Genomic DNA, 17,387 nt, shown 5'->3' with positions numbered 1-17,387 from the left:
TTTCGAAATCTGTCATCTGTTCGCTGTCAGTGGTCGGTGGTCAGCCGGCCGGCGCCGTCAGGCCAGGTCGACGCCCGGGTAGAGCGGGTACGGGGTGAGCAGGTCGGCGGCGCGCTTGGCGGTGGCGTCGCGGAGGGCGGCGTCCAGGGTGTAGGAGGCCTTGGACGGGGTGCCGGTGGCGGTGGTGGTCGGGGTGGTAGCGCGCAGGACGGTGTGGATCAGGTCGGCGATCTCGTCCATCTCGGCGGTGCCGAGGCCTCGGGTGGTGAGAGCCGGGGTGCCGAGGCGGACGCCCGAGGTGTACCAGGCGCCGTTCGGGTCCCGCGGGACGGAGTTGCGGTTGGTGACGATGCCCGAGTCGAGCAGGGCCGCCTCGGCCTGACGGCCGGTCAGGCCGTAGCCGGAGACGTCGGCGAGGACCAGGTGGTTGTCGGTGCCGCCGGTGACCAGCTTGCCGCCGCGGCGCAGCAGGCCCTCGGCGAGTGCCTGGGCGTTGGCGACGACCGCGCGGGCGTAGGCCTGGAACTCGGGGCGACGGGCCTCGGCGAGGGCGACCGCCTTGGCGGCCATGACGTGCGAGAGCGGGCCGCCGAGCACCAGCGGGCAGCCGCGGTCGACGTGCTCGGCCAGTTCGGACTGGCACAGCACCATGCCGCCGCGCGGGCCGCGCAGGGACTTGTGGGTGGTGGTGGTGACGATGTGGGCGTGCGGGACCGGGTCGTGATCACCGGTCAGCACCTTGCCCGCGACCAGGCCGGCGAAGTGCGCCATGTCGACCATGAGGGTCGCGCCGACCTCGTCCGCGATCTCGCGCATCCGGCGGAAGTCCACCAGCCGCGGGTAGGCGGAGTAGCCGGCCACGATGATCAGCGGGCGGAACTCGCGGGCGGTCTCGCGCAGCGCGTCGTAGTCGATCAGGCCGGTGGCCGGGTCGGTGCCGTAGCTGCGCTGGTCGAACATCTTGCCGGAGATGTTGGGCCGGAAGCCGTGGGTGAGGTGGCCACCGGTGTCCAGGGACATGCCGAGCATGCGCTGGTTGCCGAGCTCCTGGCGCAGCTGCGCCCAGTCCTGCTCGGTGAGGTCGTTGACGTTGCGCACCGCGGCGCGCTCCAGGGCGGGGCTCTCGACCCGCTGGGAGAGGACGGCCCAGAAGGCGGTGAGGTTGGCGTCGATGCCGGAGTGCGGCTGGACGTAGGCGTGGTCGGCGCCGAAGAGTTCGCGGGCGTGCTCGGCGGCGATGCTCTCGACGGTGTCGACGTTGCGGCAGCCCGCGTAGAAGCGGCGTCCGACGGTGCCCTCGGCGTACTTGTCGCTGAGCCAGTTGCCCATGGTGAGCAGGACGGCCGGGGAGGCGTAGTTCTCGCTGGCGATCAGCTTGAGCGAGGCGCGCTGGTCGGCCAGTTCCCGGCCGATGGCGTCGGCGATCCGCGGTTCGGCGTCGGCGACCACGTCGAGGGCGCTGCGGAAGGCGGTGTCGGCCGCGACGGAGGCGGCGGTGTGGGGCTGCTGCTGGGCCAAGGCGGTCTCCTGGTGGGGATGACGGGGGCCCAGGCGCTCGGCAACTTCACGTGAGGTTCCACGGGGCCGCTTCCCGATGGTTGATTCCATCCCTACGCGCCAGTCGCGGCCCATCCGGATCGTACCAACACCGGAGGGGCTGTGGCGGAGGTCTCAGGATGCGGGACGGGCGGTCCGGTTCGTCCGCTTGTGTCCGTTTCATGTGTGGCGTCGGTGTTTCGGGATGTTGCCGCGAAATGAAGCCGCCACATTTCCCGAAACAATGCGGCAGGAATGACGCGGGAAGCCACCGGAGATGATTTGCGGAACCTCGGACGAATCCGATCCAATGGCACTCGAACGGCCGCCGGGAAACCCCCGGAGGCCGTACCGGAAATGCACACCAGCGCACCCTCACCCATGGGGCGGCGGAGAATTCGGGAGTGACGCCTCATGGCAGTGGTCGACACCGGTCCAGGCACCGCCCCAGCCCCATCCCCCGCGGCCGGGCCCTCCCCCGCCGACCCCTCGCCCACCGACCGCTCGCCCGCCGCCGCGCCGGGCCTGCTCCGCCGCGTCCTGCGGGACCGGGTCGGCGCCGCCGCCCTGGCCGTGGTGCTGCTGTTCCTGCTGCTCGCCCTCGGCGCCCCGCTGGTCGCCGCCCTGTACGGGAAGAACCCGGTCGACCACTACGGCCAGAACATCCCGGGCCTGCTCAGCGACAGCGGCCTGCCGATGCTGCCGAACGGCGGGATCTCCGGCGACTTCTGGTTCGGTCTGGAGCCCGGCCTCGGTCGGGACGTGTTCACCCAGCTGCTGTACGGCATCCGCACCTCGCTGCTGATCGCCTTCGCGTCCGCCGCGGTGACCACCACGCTGGGCGTGCTGGCCGGCATCGCGGTCGGCTACCTCGGCGGGATCACGGACCGGCTGTTCGGATTCCTCGCCAATGTGCTGCTGGCCTTTCCCACCCTGCTCCTGCTGCTCGCGCTCAGCCCGGTGATCCAGTCCCGACTGGTCGATCCGGGCACCGCGGAACCGGAATGGATGCAGTTCCTGGTGCTGATCCTGGTCTTCTCCGCGTTCGGCTGGATTCCGCTCGCGCTTTCCCTGCGGGCCGCCGTCCGCTCGCTCCGGGAAAGGGATTTCGTGCAGTCCGCGCGGGCCCAGGGCGCGAGCCGGTTCCACGTCGTCGTCCACGAACTCCTCCCGAATGTGCGCTCGCAACTGCTGGTGCACGCGACGATGGCGGTGCCGACCTTCGTCGCCTCCGAGGCCGCGCTGTCCTTCCTCGGCGTCGGCATCACCGAGCCGGTCCCTGACTGGGGGCGGATGATCTCGCGCGGTTCCGAGGTCTTCCAAGCCGATCCCACCTACATGGTGTTCCCCGGGGTGGCGCTGCTGCTGTTCGTCATCGCTTTCAACCTGCTCGGCGATGCCGTCCGGGACGCGCTGGACCCGCGCGCCGGCACGGCCCGCTGAGCCTCCGACCACCCCTCCCCCGCACCATCCATCACCCCGAGCCCGTCCCGGCGCGATCCGCCGGGCCAAGGAGAGATTCGCCATGCGCTGGACCAGACCGTCCCTCGCCGTCATCGCCACCGCCCTGCTGGCGACCTCCTGCTCGGCCGGCGCGGGCTCCACCACCGGCACCGGCTCCGGCGGCCCCGGCGCCTCCGCGAAGGAGACCTCCCCGCTGACCGCCGTGCTCGGCAGCGAGCAGGAGAGCGCCGGCCCGGCCCCGACCGTCCCCGGGGCCCGTGCGGGCGGCACGGTGAACGTGTACAACAGCGTCGAATTCCGCCACCTCGACCCGCAGAAGGTCTACGCGGGCGCCACCTACAACGCCTCGCTGCTCTGGGGCCGCCAGCTGACCCAGTACCAGGTCGTGGACGGCAAAGCCAAGCTGGTCGGCGACCTGGCCACCGACACCGGCACCCCGGCCGACGGCGGGCGCACCTGGACGTACAAGCTCAAGCAGGGCGTCGCCTGGGAGGACGGACAGTCGATCACCGCCCAGGACGTCAAGTACGGCATCGAGCGCACCTTCGGCAAGGGCTACGAGGTCGGCCCGCCGTACTGGCCGCAGTGGCTGACCGGCGAGGCCAGCTACGAGGCGGCGCGCGCCAAGTACGCGGGCCCGCAGGCCGGCGAGCTGGACGCGATCGAGACCCCGGACGAGCGCACCATCGTCTTCCACTTCCCCCAGCCGCAGGCCGACGTCCCCTACATGGCCGCCCAGTCCTCCTCCTCGCCGGTGCGCCGGGACAAGGACACCGGGACGGACTACGACCGGCTGCCGTTCGCGACCGGCCCGTACCGGATCGCCGAGCACGTCCAGAACACCCGCATGGTGCTGGAGCGCAACCCGGCCTGGAAGCCCGAGACCGACCCGATCCGCAGCCAGTACCCGGAGAAGTTCGTCTTCACGTACGGCAAGGAGGCGCTCAACCTCAACCAGGAGATCCTCTCCGGGCGGGACGGCGGCGCCAACGCCACCACCGCCTCGGACACCCTCTCCGCCGAGCTGTACCAGACCACCGACACCGACCCGAAGGCGAAGGAACTGGTGGTCTCCGGCCGGCAGGGCGCCTTCGTCACCCAGCTGATGGTCAACAACGAGCGGGTGCCGGACGTCGAGGTCCGCAAGGCGCTGCACCTGGCCTACCCGCGCCAGCAGGCCCGCCAGGTCCAGGGCGGCGCCCGGACCGGCGAGCTGGCCACCACGCTCAGCTCGCCCGCGCTGATCGACTGGCAGAAGTACGACCTGTACCCGGTCAAGCCCGAGGGCGACCCGGAGGCCGCCAAGGCCGCGCTGGCCAAGGCCAAGCAGGCGCCCGGGAGCCTGACCTACGCGTACCGGAACACCCCGACGGGGCAGCGCGTCGCACAGGTGCTGGTCGAGGGCTTCGGCAAGGCCGGGATCACCGTGGTGCCCAAGCCGGTCGACCCCAAGGCCTTCCTGGACGAGGTGCACCGCGCCGACTCCCCGTACGACCTGTTCGAGGAGACCAGCTCCGTCGACTGGCCGACGCCGTCCACGCTGATCCCGTTCTCCTTCGACGGCCGGGCCGGCAGCGACATCAACTCCGCGCGCTACCGCAACCCGGAGGTCGACAAGGAGATCGACCGGATCAACCAGATCGGCGAGCCGCGCGCCAAGGCCAAGGAGCTGTACGCGCTGGAGCAGACGGTGATGAAGGACGTGCCGGTGCTGCCGTTCGCCTACCCGACCGTCAACCAGCTGCGCGGCGGCAACGTCGGCGGGGCGTTCATCCACCCGATCTACGGGACCGTCTCGCTGGCCTGGCTGTACCTGAAGTCCTGAGCGCCGGGGCCCGCTCCCGTCCTCCGCCAATCGCCGCCATTCGCCGCCATTCGCCGTCGGTCACCGCCATTGCCCATCGGTCACCGCCGATCCCTGTCGGTCTCTGTCGGAACGAGGGGCGGGCCCCCTCCCGCCTGCCGCCCTGCCCACCCGTCACGTCGACCCCGGATCGGCCATGCTCTCCTTCGTCCTGCGGCGGACCGTCCAGGCCCTCGCGGTCCTGGTCGCGGTCTCCGCCGCCGCCTTCGCCCTCTTCTACGCCGCGCCGGCCGACCCGGCCCGCGCCGCCTGCGGCCCGCGCTGCGACAGCGGGCAGGTCGCGGTGGTGCGCCAGAGCATGGGTCTGGACCAGCCGCTGCTCACCCAGTACACCGACTACCTGTCCGGGGTCGTCGCCGGGCGGGACATCGGCGACGTGGACGGCTCGACCATCCACTGCGACGCGCCCTGCCTCGGCTACTCCTACCGACTGCACCAGCCGGTCAGCGAGGCGCTGGCGGACCACCTGCCGGTCACCCTCTCGCTGACCGCCGGGGCACTCGCCGTCCTGCTGGTGTTCGGCCTCGGCACCGGTTTCGTCTCCGCGCTGCGGCACGGTCGGCGGACCGACCGGCTGCTGTCCGGCTTCACCCTGGTCGGCGCCAGCGTGCAGATCTACTTCCTCGGATACGTCGCGCAGTGGCTGCTGGTGTACTCCACCGGCCTGCTGCCACTGCCCTCCTACACCTCGCCGGCCGAGGACCTCGCCGCCTGGGCGGGCGGGATGCTGCTCCCCTGGTTCGTCCTCGGCTTCGTCAACTCGGCGATGTTCGCGCGACTTTCACGCTCGCAGCTACTGGAGACGATGAACGAGGAGTACGTCCGGACGGCCCGCGGCAAGGGCCTGGGACGGTTGCGCGCGCACCTCAAGTACACCTCGCGCGGCGCCGCCGGGCCGCTGGTGCAGCTGATCGGGCTGGAGGCCGGGGTGCTGCTCGGCGGGGCCGTGATCACCGAGACGGTGTTCGGGCTGAACGGGGTCGGGCGCTTCGCCGCCGAGGCCGTCGCCGGGCAGGACCTGCCCGCGGTGGTCGGCGCGGTGCTGTTGGCCGCCTGCTTCATGGTGCTGTTCGTCGCGCTGGCCGACCTCGCGGTGGCCTGGCTCGACCCGCGCGTCCGGCTGAGCTGAAGGGAGCATTTCGATGAAGTCCACTGTTCCGGGTGCCGAACCGGTAAGCACGGAAGCCGTGTTGAGCGTCCGCGATCTGACCGTCACCTTCGCCGACCCGCGCGGCGGCGCACCGGTGACCGCCGTCCGGGGGTTGTCCTTCGACCTCGCGCCGGGTGAAGTCCTGGGCCTGGTCGGCGAGTCGGGATCCGGCAAGTCGACCGTCGGGCTCGCCGTCCTCGGCCTGCACGACTCGCGCACCACCACCGTCACCGGCTCGATCCGGCTGGGCGGACGGGAGTTGGTCGGCGCCGGGGAGTCCGCGCTGCGCGGCGTGCGGGGCAGCGAGGCCGCACTGGTCTTCCAGGACGCGCTCACCTCGCTCAGCCCCTTCCACCGCGTGGGCGCCCAACTCGCCGAGATGTACCGGCTGCACCACCCGGGCACCAGCCGCGCCGAAGCGGGCCGACGGGCGGCCGAGCTGCTCGACCGGGTCGGCATCCCGGCGGCCCGGACCCGTGACTACCCACACCAGTTCTCCGGCGGCATGCGCCAGCGGGTGATGATCGCGATGGCACTGATGAACGACCCCCGGGTGCTCGTCGCGGACGAGCCGACCACCGCCCTGGACGCTCGGGTCCAGCGCCAAGTCCTGGATCTGCTCGGCGAGTTGCAGCGCGAGAACGGGACGGCGGTGCTGCTGGTCAGCCATGACCTGGGCGTGGTCGCCGGGACGACGGACCGCACGCTGGTGCTGCGCGGCGGGGTAGAGGTCGAGTCCGCGCCGACGGCCGAACTGCTGGCGGCGCCACGCGAGCCGTACACCCGGGCGCTGGTGGGCGCGGCGCTGCGGCTGGACTCCGTACCGGGCACCGCCCTGCCGACGGTCGACGAGCCCTCGCCGGCGCGGACGTTCCGGCCACGGAGCGTCGAGCGGCCCGAGCGGTGGCTGATCGAGGTGGAGGACCTCTCCGTGCACTTCCCCGGGAGGCGACGCTTCCCCGGGCTTCGGGCCGAGCCGGTCCGGGCGGTCGAGGGCCTCGGGCTGCGGATCGCCCCCGGCGAGACGCTCGGGCTGGTCGGCGAGTCCGGCTCCGGCAAGTCCACCACCTCGCGAGTCCTGGCCGGACTGCAACGGCCGACCGGCGGACGGATGTTGTACGACGGGCAGGACGCCACCCGACCGGACCGCGAGCTGCGCAAGCGGCTCAGCCGGGAGATCCAGCTGGTCTTCCAGGACCCGTACGCCTCGCTCAACCCGCGCCGCACCGTCGCCCAGACCCTGGACACCCCGCTGCGCCTGCACACCGCACTGAACCCGGCCGAACGGCGGGACCGCTCGGCCGAGTTGCTGGAGCAGGTCGGGCTGAGGGCCGGGCACCTGGACCGCTACCCGCACGAGTTCTCCGGCGGGCAGCGCCAACGGATCGGCATCGCCCGGGCGCTGGCCCCGCAGCCGCGCCTGATCATCGCCGACGAGCCGGTCTCGGCGCTGGACGTGTCGGTGCAGGCGCAGGTGCTCAACCTGCTGATGGAGCTGCGCGAACGGCTCGGTGTCGCCTTCCTGTTCGTCTCGCACGACCTTGCGGTGGTGCGGCACTTCTGCGACCGGGTGGCGGTGATGCACCGGGGCCGGCTGGTCGAGTCCACCGGTCGGGACCGGCTGTTCGACGCTGCGCACACCGAGTACACGAGGGAGCTGCTGGCGGCGGTGCACTGAGGCGCCGGGGGGCGCGCGGCGAAGGCTTTGACTCAAGGCTTTGACTCAAGGCCTTGACGCAAGGGGTTGACTCGGAGGGGTGCCTCGAAGGAGTGGCTCAAAGGGCGGCTTGAAGGGGTGGCGCGATCAGGTCCGGCGACTCATGATCGAACCCTGACCGACCCGATCGAAGAGGTGTGAGAACGATGGCGACCGCCGACCGGACCCCCGTGGACGAGGAGCTCGTCAAGGCGGCCAAGGAGGTCGCACGGCGGTACGCGCGGGGCGACAACCACACCGTGGCGGCCGCCGGGCGCAACGCCGACGGGCGGATCGTCACCGCGCTGAACGCCTACCACTTCACCGGCGGGCCGTGCGCGGAGCTGGTGCTCATCGGCGCGGCGGCCGGGCAGGGGGCGTACGACCTCACCACCGTGGTGGCGGTCCGCGACCGGGAGCGCGGGGTGATCCCGCCGTGCGGACGCTGCCGGCAGGTGATGCTGGACTACTTCCCGGAGCTGCGGATCATCGTGGGGAAGGGCGCGGAGCTGCGCGCCGTACCGGTGCTGGACCTGCTGCCGGGGGCGTACATCTGGGCCGACCACCAGGTCGACTGAGCCGGGGAGGACTCCCCGGTCGGCCGACACCGCCGTTCGCGCCGCGTTCGGCTGCGCGGGCGCGGCTCAAGGCGTTAGCGTGCAGGCGACGGGACGTAGGGGACCCATACATCGCCAGCCGAGGGGGCAAATTGTCGGACGACCTGCTCATCGCAAAGATCAACCACGGCTTCGATCACCTCGACGCCGACGGCGACGGCCTGCTCACCGAGCGGGACCACGTCCTGATGGGCCAGTCGGTGGCCCGCTCGCTCGGCCACCAGGAGGGTTCGGAGGCCGAGGCGGTGATAGTCCGCGCCTACCTGACGCTCTGGCACGACCTGCACCTCGCCTGGCTGCCCACCGACACCGAGGCGATCACCCGCGAGCAGTTCGTCGCCTCGACCGGGTCGCTCGCCGACGACCCGGAGGCCGCACGCGACATCCTCGGCGCGCTCGCCGACGCCTTCCTCTCCGTCGCCGACGCCGACCGCAGCGGCACGGTGGACGCCGGCGAGTTCTTCGTCTTCCAGCGCGGCCACTTCGCCGGTCTCTCCCGCGACGACGCCGACGAGGCCTTCCGGCACCTCGACACCGACGGCGACGGCGTGCTCTCGGCGACCGAGTTCACCGACGCGATCATCGAGTACTGGACCAGCCGCGACCCGGACGCGCCCGGCAGCTGGTGGACGGGCAAGCCGCCGCACACCTTCTGAGGCGTACGCCTGTAGGTCGCCCTGGCCGCCTGGCCGTGCTCGCGCCGTGCTCGCCGTCATGGCCGTCCCCGTGCTCGTGGTTCGCGGGGGCGGCCTTCGACTCGGTCCGCCGTTGCTGTTCGACGGCGGGCCGGTCGGCGGCGTTCGTGCTCAGCTGCGAGCGGACGGCCGCGGCGAACGTCCGGCACGCCCCGGACGTCCCGGGCGGCGGCTGACGCTCACCACCAGGCAGACGCCCGCCACCACGATCGCGCCGCCCGCGAGGGTCGGGCCGGTCAGCGGCTCGGCCAGGATCAGCCAGCCCAGCAGCACCGCGACCACCGGGTTCACGTACGCGTAAGTACCCACCAGGGTCAACGGGGCGGCGCGCAGCAGCCAGGCGTACGCGGTGAAGGCGAGCAGCGACCCGAACAGCACCAGGTAGGCGAGGGCCAGCCAGGACCGGCCGGAGATCGCCCCGAGGTCCAGCCCGTGCTGCTCGCCACGGACCAGTCCGACCAGCAGATTGCAGATGCCGGCGGTCAGCATCTGGTAGGCGCTCGCGGCGAGCACGTTGCTCGGCATCGGGATCTTCTTGCTCACGAAGGAGCCGGCCGCCCAGAGCAGGGTGGCGATCAAGATCAGGACCACGCCGGCCGGCCTGACCGAGCCGCCGATCGCCGGGGCCGACAGGACACCGAGGCCGAGCAGTCCGAGCAGCACCCCGGCGAGCTCGGCGGGTTTCGGGCGCTCGCCACCGAAGGCCGTCAGCACCACCATCCAGAGCGGGACGGCGGCGACCAGCAGGGCGGTCAGGCCGGAGGGGACGAAGGTCTCTCCCAACACCACCAGGCCGTTGCCGCCGGTCAGCAACAGCAGGCCGACCAAGGCGGAGGAGGCCAGCTGCCGCCTGGTCACCTTCAGGCCGGCCGGCCCCTGGCGCACCAGGAGGTAGCCGGCCAGCAGCAGGCCGGCGGTGAGGAAGCGGGCGGCGGCGGAGAGGAAGGAGGGCATCGTCTCCAGGGCGATCCGGATCGCCAGGTAGGTCGAGCCCCAGACGATGTAGACCACGAGGAGGGCCAGCCAGACCGCGCCGCCGAGGCGGGGGGCCGGTCGGGCGTCGGCGAGCGGGGGCGCAGGGGACTGAGCCTGGGCCTTGGCCGTGGCCGGCTCCGAGGATGCGGGTGATGTCATGTGTGTCCCCCTTGGACGGTGCTGGCCGAACATCCGATATGACAGCGTATGAACGGCCTCGCGCGCCAGTCCGTATCGGCAGGCGGACCGCGGGCCATACCGTGGGCACTCCCCGACGAGGAGGTCGAACCCTTGTCCGCATCCGACGCGGCCCTGCCATTCTTCGTGTACGGCACCCTGCGCAGCGGCGGCCGCAATCACGCCGCCCACCTGGCCGGGCGCTGCACGGACATCCGGGCGGCGGTGCTGGAGGGCGCCGCGCTGCACGACGGCCCCGGCTTCCCGTACGCGGTGCCGGACGCGACGCCCGGGCGCCGGATCGTGGGCGAGCTGGCCACCGTACGCCCTGGCGCGTACGCCGTAGCGCTGGAAACCCTGGACCGGCTGGAGGACTGCCGGGCGGACGGGACCGGGCTGTACGTGCGACGGCTGATGGTGGTGCGGACGGCGACGGGTGAGCCGCGGGAGGCCTGGGTCTACCTGGCCGGTCCGTCCGCCGAAGCCCGACTGCGGGCGCGACCGGCGCTGATCGAGTCGGGGGACTGGGTGGAGGGGTGACAGGTGTCAGCGAACAGAGTTTGAAATCTGTTCGCTGAAATCTGAAATCTGTCGGTTGTCATCTGTCAGTTGTCGGCTGTCGGCTGTCGCCTGCCACCCCGCGAGATCCCGGCTCCGCCCGGCCCGCATACCGCCAGGTAGGCTGCCCCGGCCAGCGGATTCGCTGGATCACTGCTTCGCAGGATCGAACGACGAGGAGCCACCCGGTGCCCGAGCTGCCACCCCCGATCACCGTCGTCGGGATCGGGGCCGACGGCTGGCCCGGCCTCGCCGGCACCTCCCGAGCCGCGCTGCGAGCGGCCGAGGTCGTCATCGGCGGCCCCCGCCAGCTCGGCCTGCTCCCCCACGACGAGGTCACCGCCGAGCGCGTCCCCTGGCCGTCCCCGCTGCGCCCCGCCGTCCCCGGGCTGCTCGCCACCCACGCCGGGCGCCGGGTCACCGTCCTGGCCAGCGGCGACCCGATGTTCTACGGCATCGGCCGCACCCTCGCCGAGACCGTCGGCGCCGAGCGCCTGCGCGTGCTGCCGCACCCCTCCTCCGTCTCCTACGCCTGCGCCCGGCTCGGCTGGCCGCTGGAGGCCACCGAGGTGGTCAGCCTGGTCGGCCGGCCGCTGGACGCCCTCTCCCTCGCCCTGCACCCCGGCCGCCGCCTGCTGGTGCTCAGCGCCGACGCCGCCACCCCGGCCGCCGTCGCCGAGCTGCTCACCGCCCGCGGCTACGGCACCGCCCGTCTGCGGGTGCTCGAACAGCTCGGCGCCCCCGCCGAACGCCACCTGGACGGCCCCGCCGACGGCTGGCCGCACCCGCCCGGCGACCCGCTGAACGTCATCGCCGTCGAACTCGGCGGCGGCCCCCCCACTTCCCTCGTCCCCGGCCTGCCCGACGCCTCGTACGAGAGCGACGGCCAGCTCACCAAGCGCCATGTGCGTGCCGCGACCCTCGCCACGCTGGCCCCCTCCCCCGGCGAACTGCTCTGGGACGTCGGCGGCGGCTCCGGCTCGATCGCCGTCGAGTGGCTGCGCGCCCACCGCGACTGCCAGGCCGTCAGCATCGAGCGCGACCCGGTGCGGGCCGAGCGGATCACCCGCAACGCCGCCGCACTCGGTGTGCCCCGGCTCCGCGTGGTGACCGGCCCCGCCCCCGCCGCCCTCGCCGAACTCCCCACCCCGGACGCCGTGTTCATCGGCGGCGGGCTCACCGCCCGCGGCCTGCTGGACAGTTGCTGGGACTCCCTGCGCCCGGGCGGCCGGATCGTCGCCAACACCGTGACCCTGGAGTCCGAGGCGCTGCTCACCGAGTGGTACCGGCGCCACGGTGGCGAGCTCGTCAAACTCGCCGTCGCCCACGCCGTCCCGGTGGGCGGCTTCACCGGGTGGCGCCAGGCCATGCCGGTCACCCAGTGGTCCGCCGTCAAGCCCAACACCCCTCAGGAGAACGCCTCGTGACCGTCCACTTCATCGGAGCCGGCCCGGGCGCCGCCGACCTGATCACCCTGCGCGGGCAGCGCGTCCTGGCCCGCGCCGAGGTCTGCCTGTACGCGGGCAGCCTGGTGCCGCGCGAGCTGCTCGACGAGTGCCCGCCCGGCGCCCGCCTGGTCGACACCGCGCAGCTCAACCTGGACCAGATCACCGCCGAGCTGGTCGCCGCGCACGAGGCCGGCCAGGACGTGGCCCGGCTGCACTCCGGCGACCCGTCCGTCTTCTCCGCCGTCGCCGAGCAGATGCGCCGCCTGGACGCGGCCGGCGTGCCGTACGAGGTGGTCCCCGGCGTGCCGGCCTTCGCCGCCGCCGCGGCGGCGCTGAAGCGGGAGTTGACCGTTCCGACCGTCGGCCAGACCGTCATCCTCACCCGGATCGCCAAGCGCGCCACCCCGATGCCCGAGGGCGAGGACCTCGCCACCCTGGGCCGCAGCGGCGCCCTGCTGGTGCTGCACCTGGCCGCCGGCTACGTGGACGACGTGGTCGAGCAGCTGCTCCCGCACTACGGCGCCGACTGCCCGGCCGCGGTCGTCGCGATGGCCAGCCGCCCCGACGAGCTGGTGCTGCGCGGCACCGTCAGCGACATCGCCGAGCAGGTCAAGGCGGCGGGTGTGGTCCGCACCGCCGTCATCATCGTCGGCCGCACGCTGGCCGCCGACCAGTTCCGCGACAGCCACCTGTACTCGGCGGACCGCGAGCGCCCGCACGAGCCCTGCGGGGCCTGATGCCGCACATCCTGATCCTTGGCGGAACCACCGAGGGGCGGACGCTGGCCGCCGAACTCGCCCCGACCGCGCACCGGATCACCAGTTCGCTGGCCGGCCGCGTGGCCCAACCCCGGCTGCCCGCCGGGGAGGTGCGGATCGGCGGCTTCGGCGGACCGGAGGGCCTGGCCGACTGGCTGCGCACCGAGCGGGTGGACGCGGTGGTGGACGCCACCCACCCGTTCGCCGCCGGCATCTCGCGCAACGCCGCCCTCGCGGCCACCGCCACCGGCGTCCCGCTGCTGGTGCTGCGCCGCCCCGGCTTCACCCGGGTCGACGGGGACCACTGGCTCCCCGCCCCCTCGCTCGCCGCCGCGGCCGAACTGCTGCCCCGGCGCGGAGAGCGGGTCTTCCTCACCATCGGCCGGCAGGGCGTGGCCGCCTTCGCCCACCTCGACGGGGTCCACTTCCTCGCCCGCTCGGTGGACCCGCCCGAGCCCCCGCTGCCGCCCTCGTGCGAAGTCCTGCTGGACCGCGGTCCGTTCACGATCGAGGGCGAGGAGGCGCTGCTGCGCAGACACGCCGTCGACATGCTGGTCACCAAGGACAGCGGCGGCGCCGCGACCGCCCCCAAACTGGCCGCCGCCCGCGGGCTGCGCCTGCCCGTCATCATCGTGCAGCGCCCGCCGCTCCCGGAGGGCGTCCCGGTCGCCCCCGACGTTCCGGGCGCGCTGCGCTGGCTGGAGCAACTGCGGTAGGGGCGAGGAAATCGCGGGCGGTCCGGTCGAACGCCGGGCAGGATGGCGCGATGACCGATGATCAGCGCCCCCAGCCGCCCAGGACCGGCGACGAGCGCAGCACGCTCACAGGCTTCCTGGACTACCAACGCGCCACCTTCGCCATGAAGTGCGAGGGGCTGACGACCGAACAGCTCCGGGCCCGGATCCTGGAACCCTCCGGGCTCTCCCTGCTCGGCCTGGTCCGCCACATCGCCGAGGTGGAGCGCAGCTGGTTCCGCAACATCCTCAACGGCGAGGACATGCGCGGCTTCTGGGGGCGCCCGGACGGCTCCTTCGCCGAGTTCGACGTCGAGACCGCCGACCCGGACGAGGCCTTCACGATCTGGCGCCGCGAGTGCGACCACGCCACGGAACTCGTCGCCGCCGCGGAGTCGTTGGACGTCCTGGGCCACTACGGCGAGGAGGTCTTCTCGCTCCGCTGGATCCTCACCCACATGATCGAGGAGTACGCCCGCCACAACGGCCACGCCGACCTCCTGCGCGAACACCTCGACGGGAACACCGGCGAGTAGCGCGAGGTGGGCCCGAACCCCGCTCCGGGCCCGGTGAGATGGTTCGGGAGCGGGGCTCGCCGTGGGCGTTGAACAACCCGGTGTTCGCGGACCACCTGAACACCGGGTTGGCGGTGGCCGTGTTGCCGACCGACCGGCCTCGACGGGTGAGGCCGGTCAGCGACATGACGTGCCGTCAGATGTCGCGGAAGGTCTCGATCTGGGCGCCGATGGAGTTCAGGCGCTCGGCCAGGTCCTCGTAGCCGCGGTTGATGACGTAGACGTTGCGCAGGACGGAGGTGCCCTGGGCGGCGAGCATGGCGAGCAGGATGACCACGGCGGGGCGCAGGGCCGGCGGGCACATCATCTCGGCGGCGCGCCACCGGGTGGGGCCCTGGACCAGTACGCGGTGCGGGTCGAGGAGCTTGACGTCGGCGCCGAGCCGGGTCAGCTCGGTCAGGTAGATCGCGCGGTTGTCGTACACCCAGTCGTGGATCATCGTGGTGCCGTGCGCGGCCGCGGCGATGGCGGCGAAGAACGGCACGTTGTCGATGTTGATGCCGGGGAACGGCATCGGGTGGATGGTGTCGATCGGCGCGGTCAGCTTGGAGGGGCGCACGGTGAGGTCGACCAGCCGGGTGTGGCCGTTGTGGGCCGGATACTCGGGGGTGCGGTCGTAGTCGAGGCCCATCCCCTCCAGCACCGCGAGCTCGATCTCCAGGAACTCGATCGGCACTCGGCGGATGGTCAGCTCGGAGGAGGTGACGACCGCGGCGGCCAGCAGGCTCATGGCCTCCACCGGGTCCTCGGCCGGGGTGTAGTCGACGTCGCAGGTGATCTCCGGGACGCCGTGCACGGTGAGGGTGGTGGTGCCGATGCCCTCGATCTTCACGCCCAGCTTCTCCAGGAAGAAGCAGAGGTCCTGGACCATGTAGTTGGGCGAGGCGTTGCGGATGACGCTGACGCCGTCGTGCCGCGCGGCGGCCAGCAGGGCGTTCTCGGTGACGGTGTCCCCGCGCTCGGTCAGCACGATCGGGCGGTCCATCGGGGCGCCGGACTGGACCGAGGCGTGGTAGGCGCCGCCGGTGGTGGCGACCTCCAGGCCGAAGCGGCGCAGCGCGGTCAGGTGCGGCTGCACGGTGCGGGTGCCGAGGTCGCAGCCGCCCGCGTACGGGATGGCGAAGCGCTCGGCGCGGTGCATCAGCGGGCCGAGGAACATCAGCACGCTGCGGGTGCGGCGGGCGGCCTCGACGTCCATCGCGGCGAGGTCCAGCTCGGCGGGCGGGGTGAGTTCGAGGTCGCGACCCTCGTTGATCCAGCGGCTCTTGACGCCGATGCTGGTGAGCACTTCGAGGATGCGGTAGACCTCCTCGATCCGGGCGACGCTGCGGATCGTGGTGCGACCGGTGGTCAGCAGCGAGGCGCAGAGGATCGCCACGCAGGCGTTCTTGCTGCTGCGGACGTCGATCGCGCCGGAGAGCCGGGTGCCACCGGCGACGCGCAGGTGCATCGGGCCGGAGTACCCGAGGGAGACGATCTCGCTGTCGAGGGCTTCGCCGATGCGGGCGATCATCTCAAGGCTGACGTTCTGCTTGCCCTGTTCGATGCGGTTGACCGCGCTCTGGCTGGTTCCGAGGGCCTCTCCGAGCTGCGCCTGGGACCAGCCACGGTGCTGGCGCGCGGTACGGATGAGGGTGCCGATACGGGTGAGGTAGTCGCCTGTCACTCGCCAGACGATATCTCATGGTTGAGATGACGGCAGAACGAGGGCTCGATCCAGTGCTCCATTTGTCCGCTTCTCGCCCCGTATGGCCTTCAGTTCTTCACGTCACCAGACGAAGTTGTCACGCGCCCGTGACACTCGTGACATCGTCACGGCCCAAGCGGCTCCGGCGGCTTCAGCGAACCCGGTGACTCCGGCGACTCCCGCGACTCCGACGGCCCGAGCGGCTCCGCCCGGCCGACGACGGTGCCCGCGCGGTCGATGCAGATGACGTCCACCGCGACCGGCGAGCCGAGCAGCACGCCGAGTGCCGTCGCCCGCGCCCCCTCGGCGACCAGATCCCCGAGCGGCACCCCGGCGGCACGGCACAGCTGCACCGCCTCCAACGCCGTGTTGGCCCCCGCGACCGCTTCGGCCAGCGCCTCCTGCGCCCCGCCGCGGCGGGCCAGTTCGGCCAGGTATCCCTTGTCCACCTGGGAACGCGCCGAATGCAGGTCGAGGTGCCCGGCCGCCAGCTTGGACAGCTTGGCGAAGCCGCCGGCGATGGTCAGCCGGGGCACCGGGTGGCGCTTGAGGTACTTGAGCACGGCGCCGGCGAAGTCGCCCATGTCCAGCAGCGCGTCCTCGGGCAGTCCGTGCTCCGCGACCGCGACCTTCTCCGAGGTCGACCCGGTGCAGCCGGCCACGTGGGTGCGCCCCGCCGCCCGGGCCACGTCCACACCGCGGCGGATGGAGTCGATCCAGGCCGAGCAGGAGTAGGGGACGACGATCCCGGTCGTACCGAGGATGGACAAGCCTCCGAGGATGCCCAGTCGGGGGTTCCAGGTGGAACGGGCGATCTCCTCGCCGTGGTCGACCGAGATCTCGACCACCACGTCCCCGCTGCCACCGTGCGCGGCGGCCACCTCGGCGACGGCGTCCCGGATCATCTGCCGGGGCATCGGATTGATCGCGGGCTCGCCGACGGGCAGCGGCAGGCCGGCCTTGGTGACCGTCCCCACCCCGGGACCGGCCCGGAACACCACCCCGGTGCCGGGCTCGCCGGACCGTACGGTCGAGCGGACCAGCGCGCCGTGGGTGACGTCGGGGTCGTCGCCGGCGTCCTTGACCACTCCGGCCATGGCGGCGACCCGTTCCTCGATGGCGGTCAGTTCCTCGGCGGCGGTCAGTTCCTCGGCGGCGAGGGAGAAGGCGGGCTGCTGGCCCTTGGGCAGGGTGATGACCACCGGGTCCGGGAACTCGCCGGTGAGCAGCGCGGTGTAGGCGGCCTTGGTGGCGGCGGTGGCGCAGGCGCCCGTGGTCCAGCCCGGCCGCAGGCCGCTGCTCTTCAGCTGGCCCGCCCGGCCTCCCGCTCCGGTTCCCGTCCCGGCACGCGGCTCGGTTCCCGTCCCGACTCCCGCTGCGGCCACCTGCGCCCCGTTCCCGACGGCGTCCTGCCGTCCTGCTTCGTTCGGGCGGCCGCACCGGCCGCCGCCGC

Annotated in this window: 15 protein-coding genes and 1 riboswitch; of the genes, 11 read left to right on the top strand and 4 right to left on the bottom strand. The window is 72.5% G+C overall.

Annotated elements, in window-relative coordinates; translation table 11 throughout:
• Positions 1 to 57: 57 nt before the first annotated feature.
• The gene (locus QWJ13_RS16055; protein ID WP_316525108.1) at positions 58 to 1,518 is read right to left on the bottom strand and encodes a glycine hydroxymethyltransferase; all 1,461 of its coding nucleotides are present in this window, start codon (positions 1,516 to 1,518) and stop codon (positions 58 to 60) included.
• 20 nt (positions 1,519 to 1,538) lie between these two features.
• A riboswitch (ZMP/ZTP riboswitch) is annotated at positions 1,539 to 1,635 on the bottom strand.
• A gap of 315 nt (positions 1,636 to 1,950) precedes the next feature.
• Here QWJ13_RS16055 and QWJ13_RS16050 point away from each other — a divergent pair.
• The 6 genes from QWJ13_RS16050 to QWJ13_RS16025 all read left to right on the top strand — a co-directional run bounded on the left by QWJ13_RS16050 (position 1,951) and on the right by QWJ13_RS16025 (position 8,983).
• Positions 1,951 to 2,979: an ABC transporter permease gene (locus tag QWJ13_RS16050; protein WP_316525106.1), complete on the top strand. Its 1,029-nt coding sequence runs from the start codon at positions 1,951 to 1,953 to the stop codon at positions 2,977 to 2,979.
• A gap of 82 nt (positions 2,980 to 3,061) precedes the next feature.
• On the top strand, positions 3,062 to 4,825 hold the full coding sequence (locus tag QWJ13_RS16045; RefSeq protein WP_316525104.1) for an ABC transporter substrate-binding protein: 1,764 nt from the start codon (positions 3,062 to 3,064) through the stop codon (positions 4,823 to 4,825).
• A gap of 175 nt (positions 4,826 to 5,000) precedes the next feature.
• Positions 5,001 to 5,993 (top strand): ABC transporter permease, encoded by a 993-nt coding sequence (locus tag QWJ13_RS16040; RefSeq protein WP_316525102.1) that lies wholly within the window; start codon positions 5,001 to 5,003, stop codon positions 5,991 to 5,993.
• Positions 5,994 to 6,051: 58 nt separating this feature from the next.
• The gene (locus QWJ13_RS16035; RefSeq protein ID WP_316525221.1) at positions 6,052 to 7,692 is read left to right on the top strand and encodes an ABC transporter ATP-binding protein; all 1,641 of its coding nucleotides are present in this window, start codon (positions 6,052 to 6,054) and stop codon (positions 7,690 to 7,692) included.
• Between the two features lie 185 nt (positions 7,693 to 7,877).
• Positions 7,878 to 8,288 carry a cytidine deaminase family protein gene (locus QWJ13_RS16030; protein WP_316525100.1) on the top strand — a complete coding sequence of 137 codons (411 nt, stop codon included), beginning with the start codon at positions 7,878 to 7,880 and terminating at the stop codon, positions 8,286 to 8,288.
• Between the two features lie 131 nt (positions 8,289 to 8,419).
• Positions 8,420 to 8,983 (top strand): EF-hand domain-containing protein, encoded by a 564-nt coding sequence (locus QWJ13_RS16025; RefSeq protein WP_316525098.1) that lies wholly within the window; start codon positions 8,420 to 8,422, stop codon positions 8,981 to 8,983.
• Positions 8,984 to 9,133: 150 nt separating this feature from the next.
• On the opposite strand, the gene QWJ13_RS16020 is transcribed toward QWJ13_RS16025, so the two are convergent.
• Complete coding sequence (locus QWJ13_RS16020; protein ID WP_316525097.1) at positions 9,134 to 10,156, bottom strand: EamA family transporter; 1,023 nt, start codon at positions 10,154 to 10,156, stop codon at positions 9,134 to 9,136.
• Between the two features lie 132 nt (positions 10,157 to 10,288).
• Here QWJ13_RS16020 and QWJ13_RS16015 point away from each other — a divergent pair, with 132 nt between their 5' ends.
• The 5 genes from QWJ13_RS16015 to QWJ13_RS15995 all read left to right on the top strand — a co-directional run bounded on the left by QWJ13_RS16015 (position 10,289) and on the right by QWJ13_RS15995 (position 14,208).
• Positions 10,289 to 10,714 (top strand): gamma-glutamylcyclotransferase family protein, encoded by a 426-nt coding sequence (locus QWJ13_RS16015; protein WP_316525095.1) that lies wholly within the window; start codon positions 10,289 to 10,291, stop codon positions 10,712 to 10,714.
• Positions 10,715 to 10,920: 206 nt separating this feature from the next.
• Positions 10,921 to 12,159, top strand: coding sequence for a precorrin-6y C5,15-methyltransferase (decarboxylating) subunit CbiE (cbiE, locus tag QWJ13_RS16010; RefSeq protein ID WP_316525094.1), 1,239 nt, complete (start codon positions 10,921 to 10,923; stop codon positions 12,157 to 12,159).
• Complete coding sequence (gene cobM, locus QWJ13_RS16005; RefSeq protein WP_316525091.1) at positions 12,156 to 12,917, top strand: precorrin-4 C(11)-methyltransferase; 762 nt, start codon at positions 12,156 to 12,158, stop codon at positions 12,915 to 12,917. Before cbiE ends, cobM begins: the two co-directional genes overlap by 4 nt.
• Complete coding sequence (locus tag QWJ13_RS16000) at positions 12,917 to 13,654, top strand: cobalt-precorrin-6A reductase (protein ID WP_316525089.1); 738 nt, start codon at positions 12,917 to 12,919, stop codon at positions 13,652 to 13,654. The genes cobM and QWJ13_RS16000 overlap by 1 nt, the downstream gene beginning before the upstream one ends.
• 50 nt (positions 13,655 to 13,704) lie before the next feature.
• On the top strand, positions 13,705 to 14,208 hold the full coding sequence (locus tag QWJ13_RS15995; protein WP_316525087.1) for a DinB family protein: 504 nt from the start codon (positions 13,705 to 13,707) through the stop codon (positions 14,206 to 14,208).
• Positions 14,209 to 14,383: 175 nt separating this feature from the next.
• Here QWJ13_RS15995 and QWJ13_RS15990 read toward each other — a convergent pair whose 3' ends face one another.
• Both QWJ13_RS15990 and QWJ13_RS15985 read right to left on the bottom strand, forming a co-directional pair.
• Positions 14,384 to 15,913, bottom strand: coding sequence for a UDP-N-acetylglucosamine 1-carboxyvinyltransferase (locus tag QWJ13_RS15990; RefSeq protein ID WP_316525085.1), 1,530 nt, complete (start codon positions 15,911 to 15,913; stop codon positions 14,384 to 14,386).
• 146 nt (positions 15,914 to 16,059) lie between these two features.
• On the bottom strand, positions 16,060 to 17,319 hold the full coding sequence (locus QWJ13_RS15985) for a cobalt-precorrin-5B (C(1))-methyltransferase (protein WP_316525083.1): 1,260 nt from the start codon (positions 17,317 to 17,319) through the stop codon (positions 16,060 to 16,062).
• Between the last annotated feature and the right edge of the window lie 68 nt (positions 17,320 to 17,387).

It is taken from the genome of Kitasatospora brasiliensis (assembly GCF_032654805.1).
Classification (GTDB): domain Bacteria; phylum Actinomycetota; class Actinomycetes; order Streptomycetales; family Streptomycetaceae; genus Kitasatospora; species Kitasatospora brasiliensis.
The sequence above is the reverse complement of the archived record's forward strand: the minus strand, read 5'-3'. Positions and strand labels throughout refer to the sequence as shown.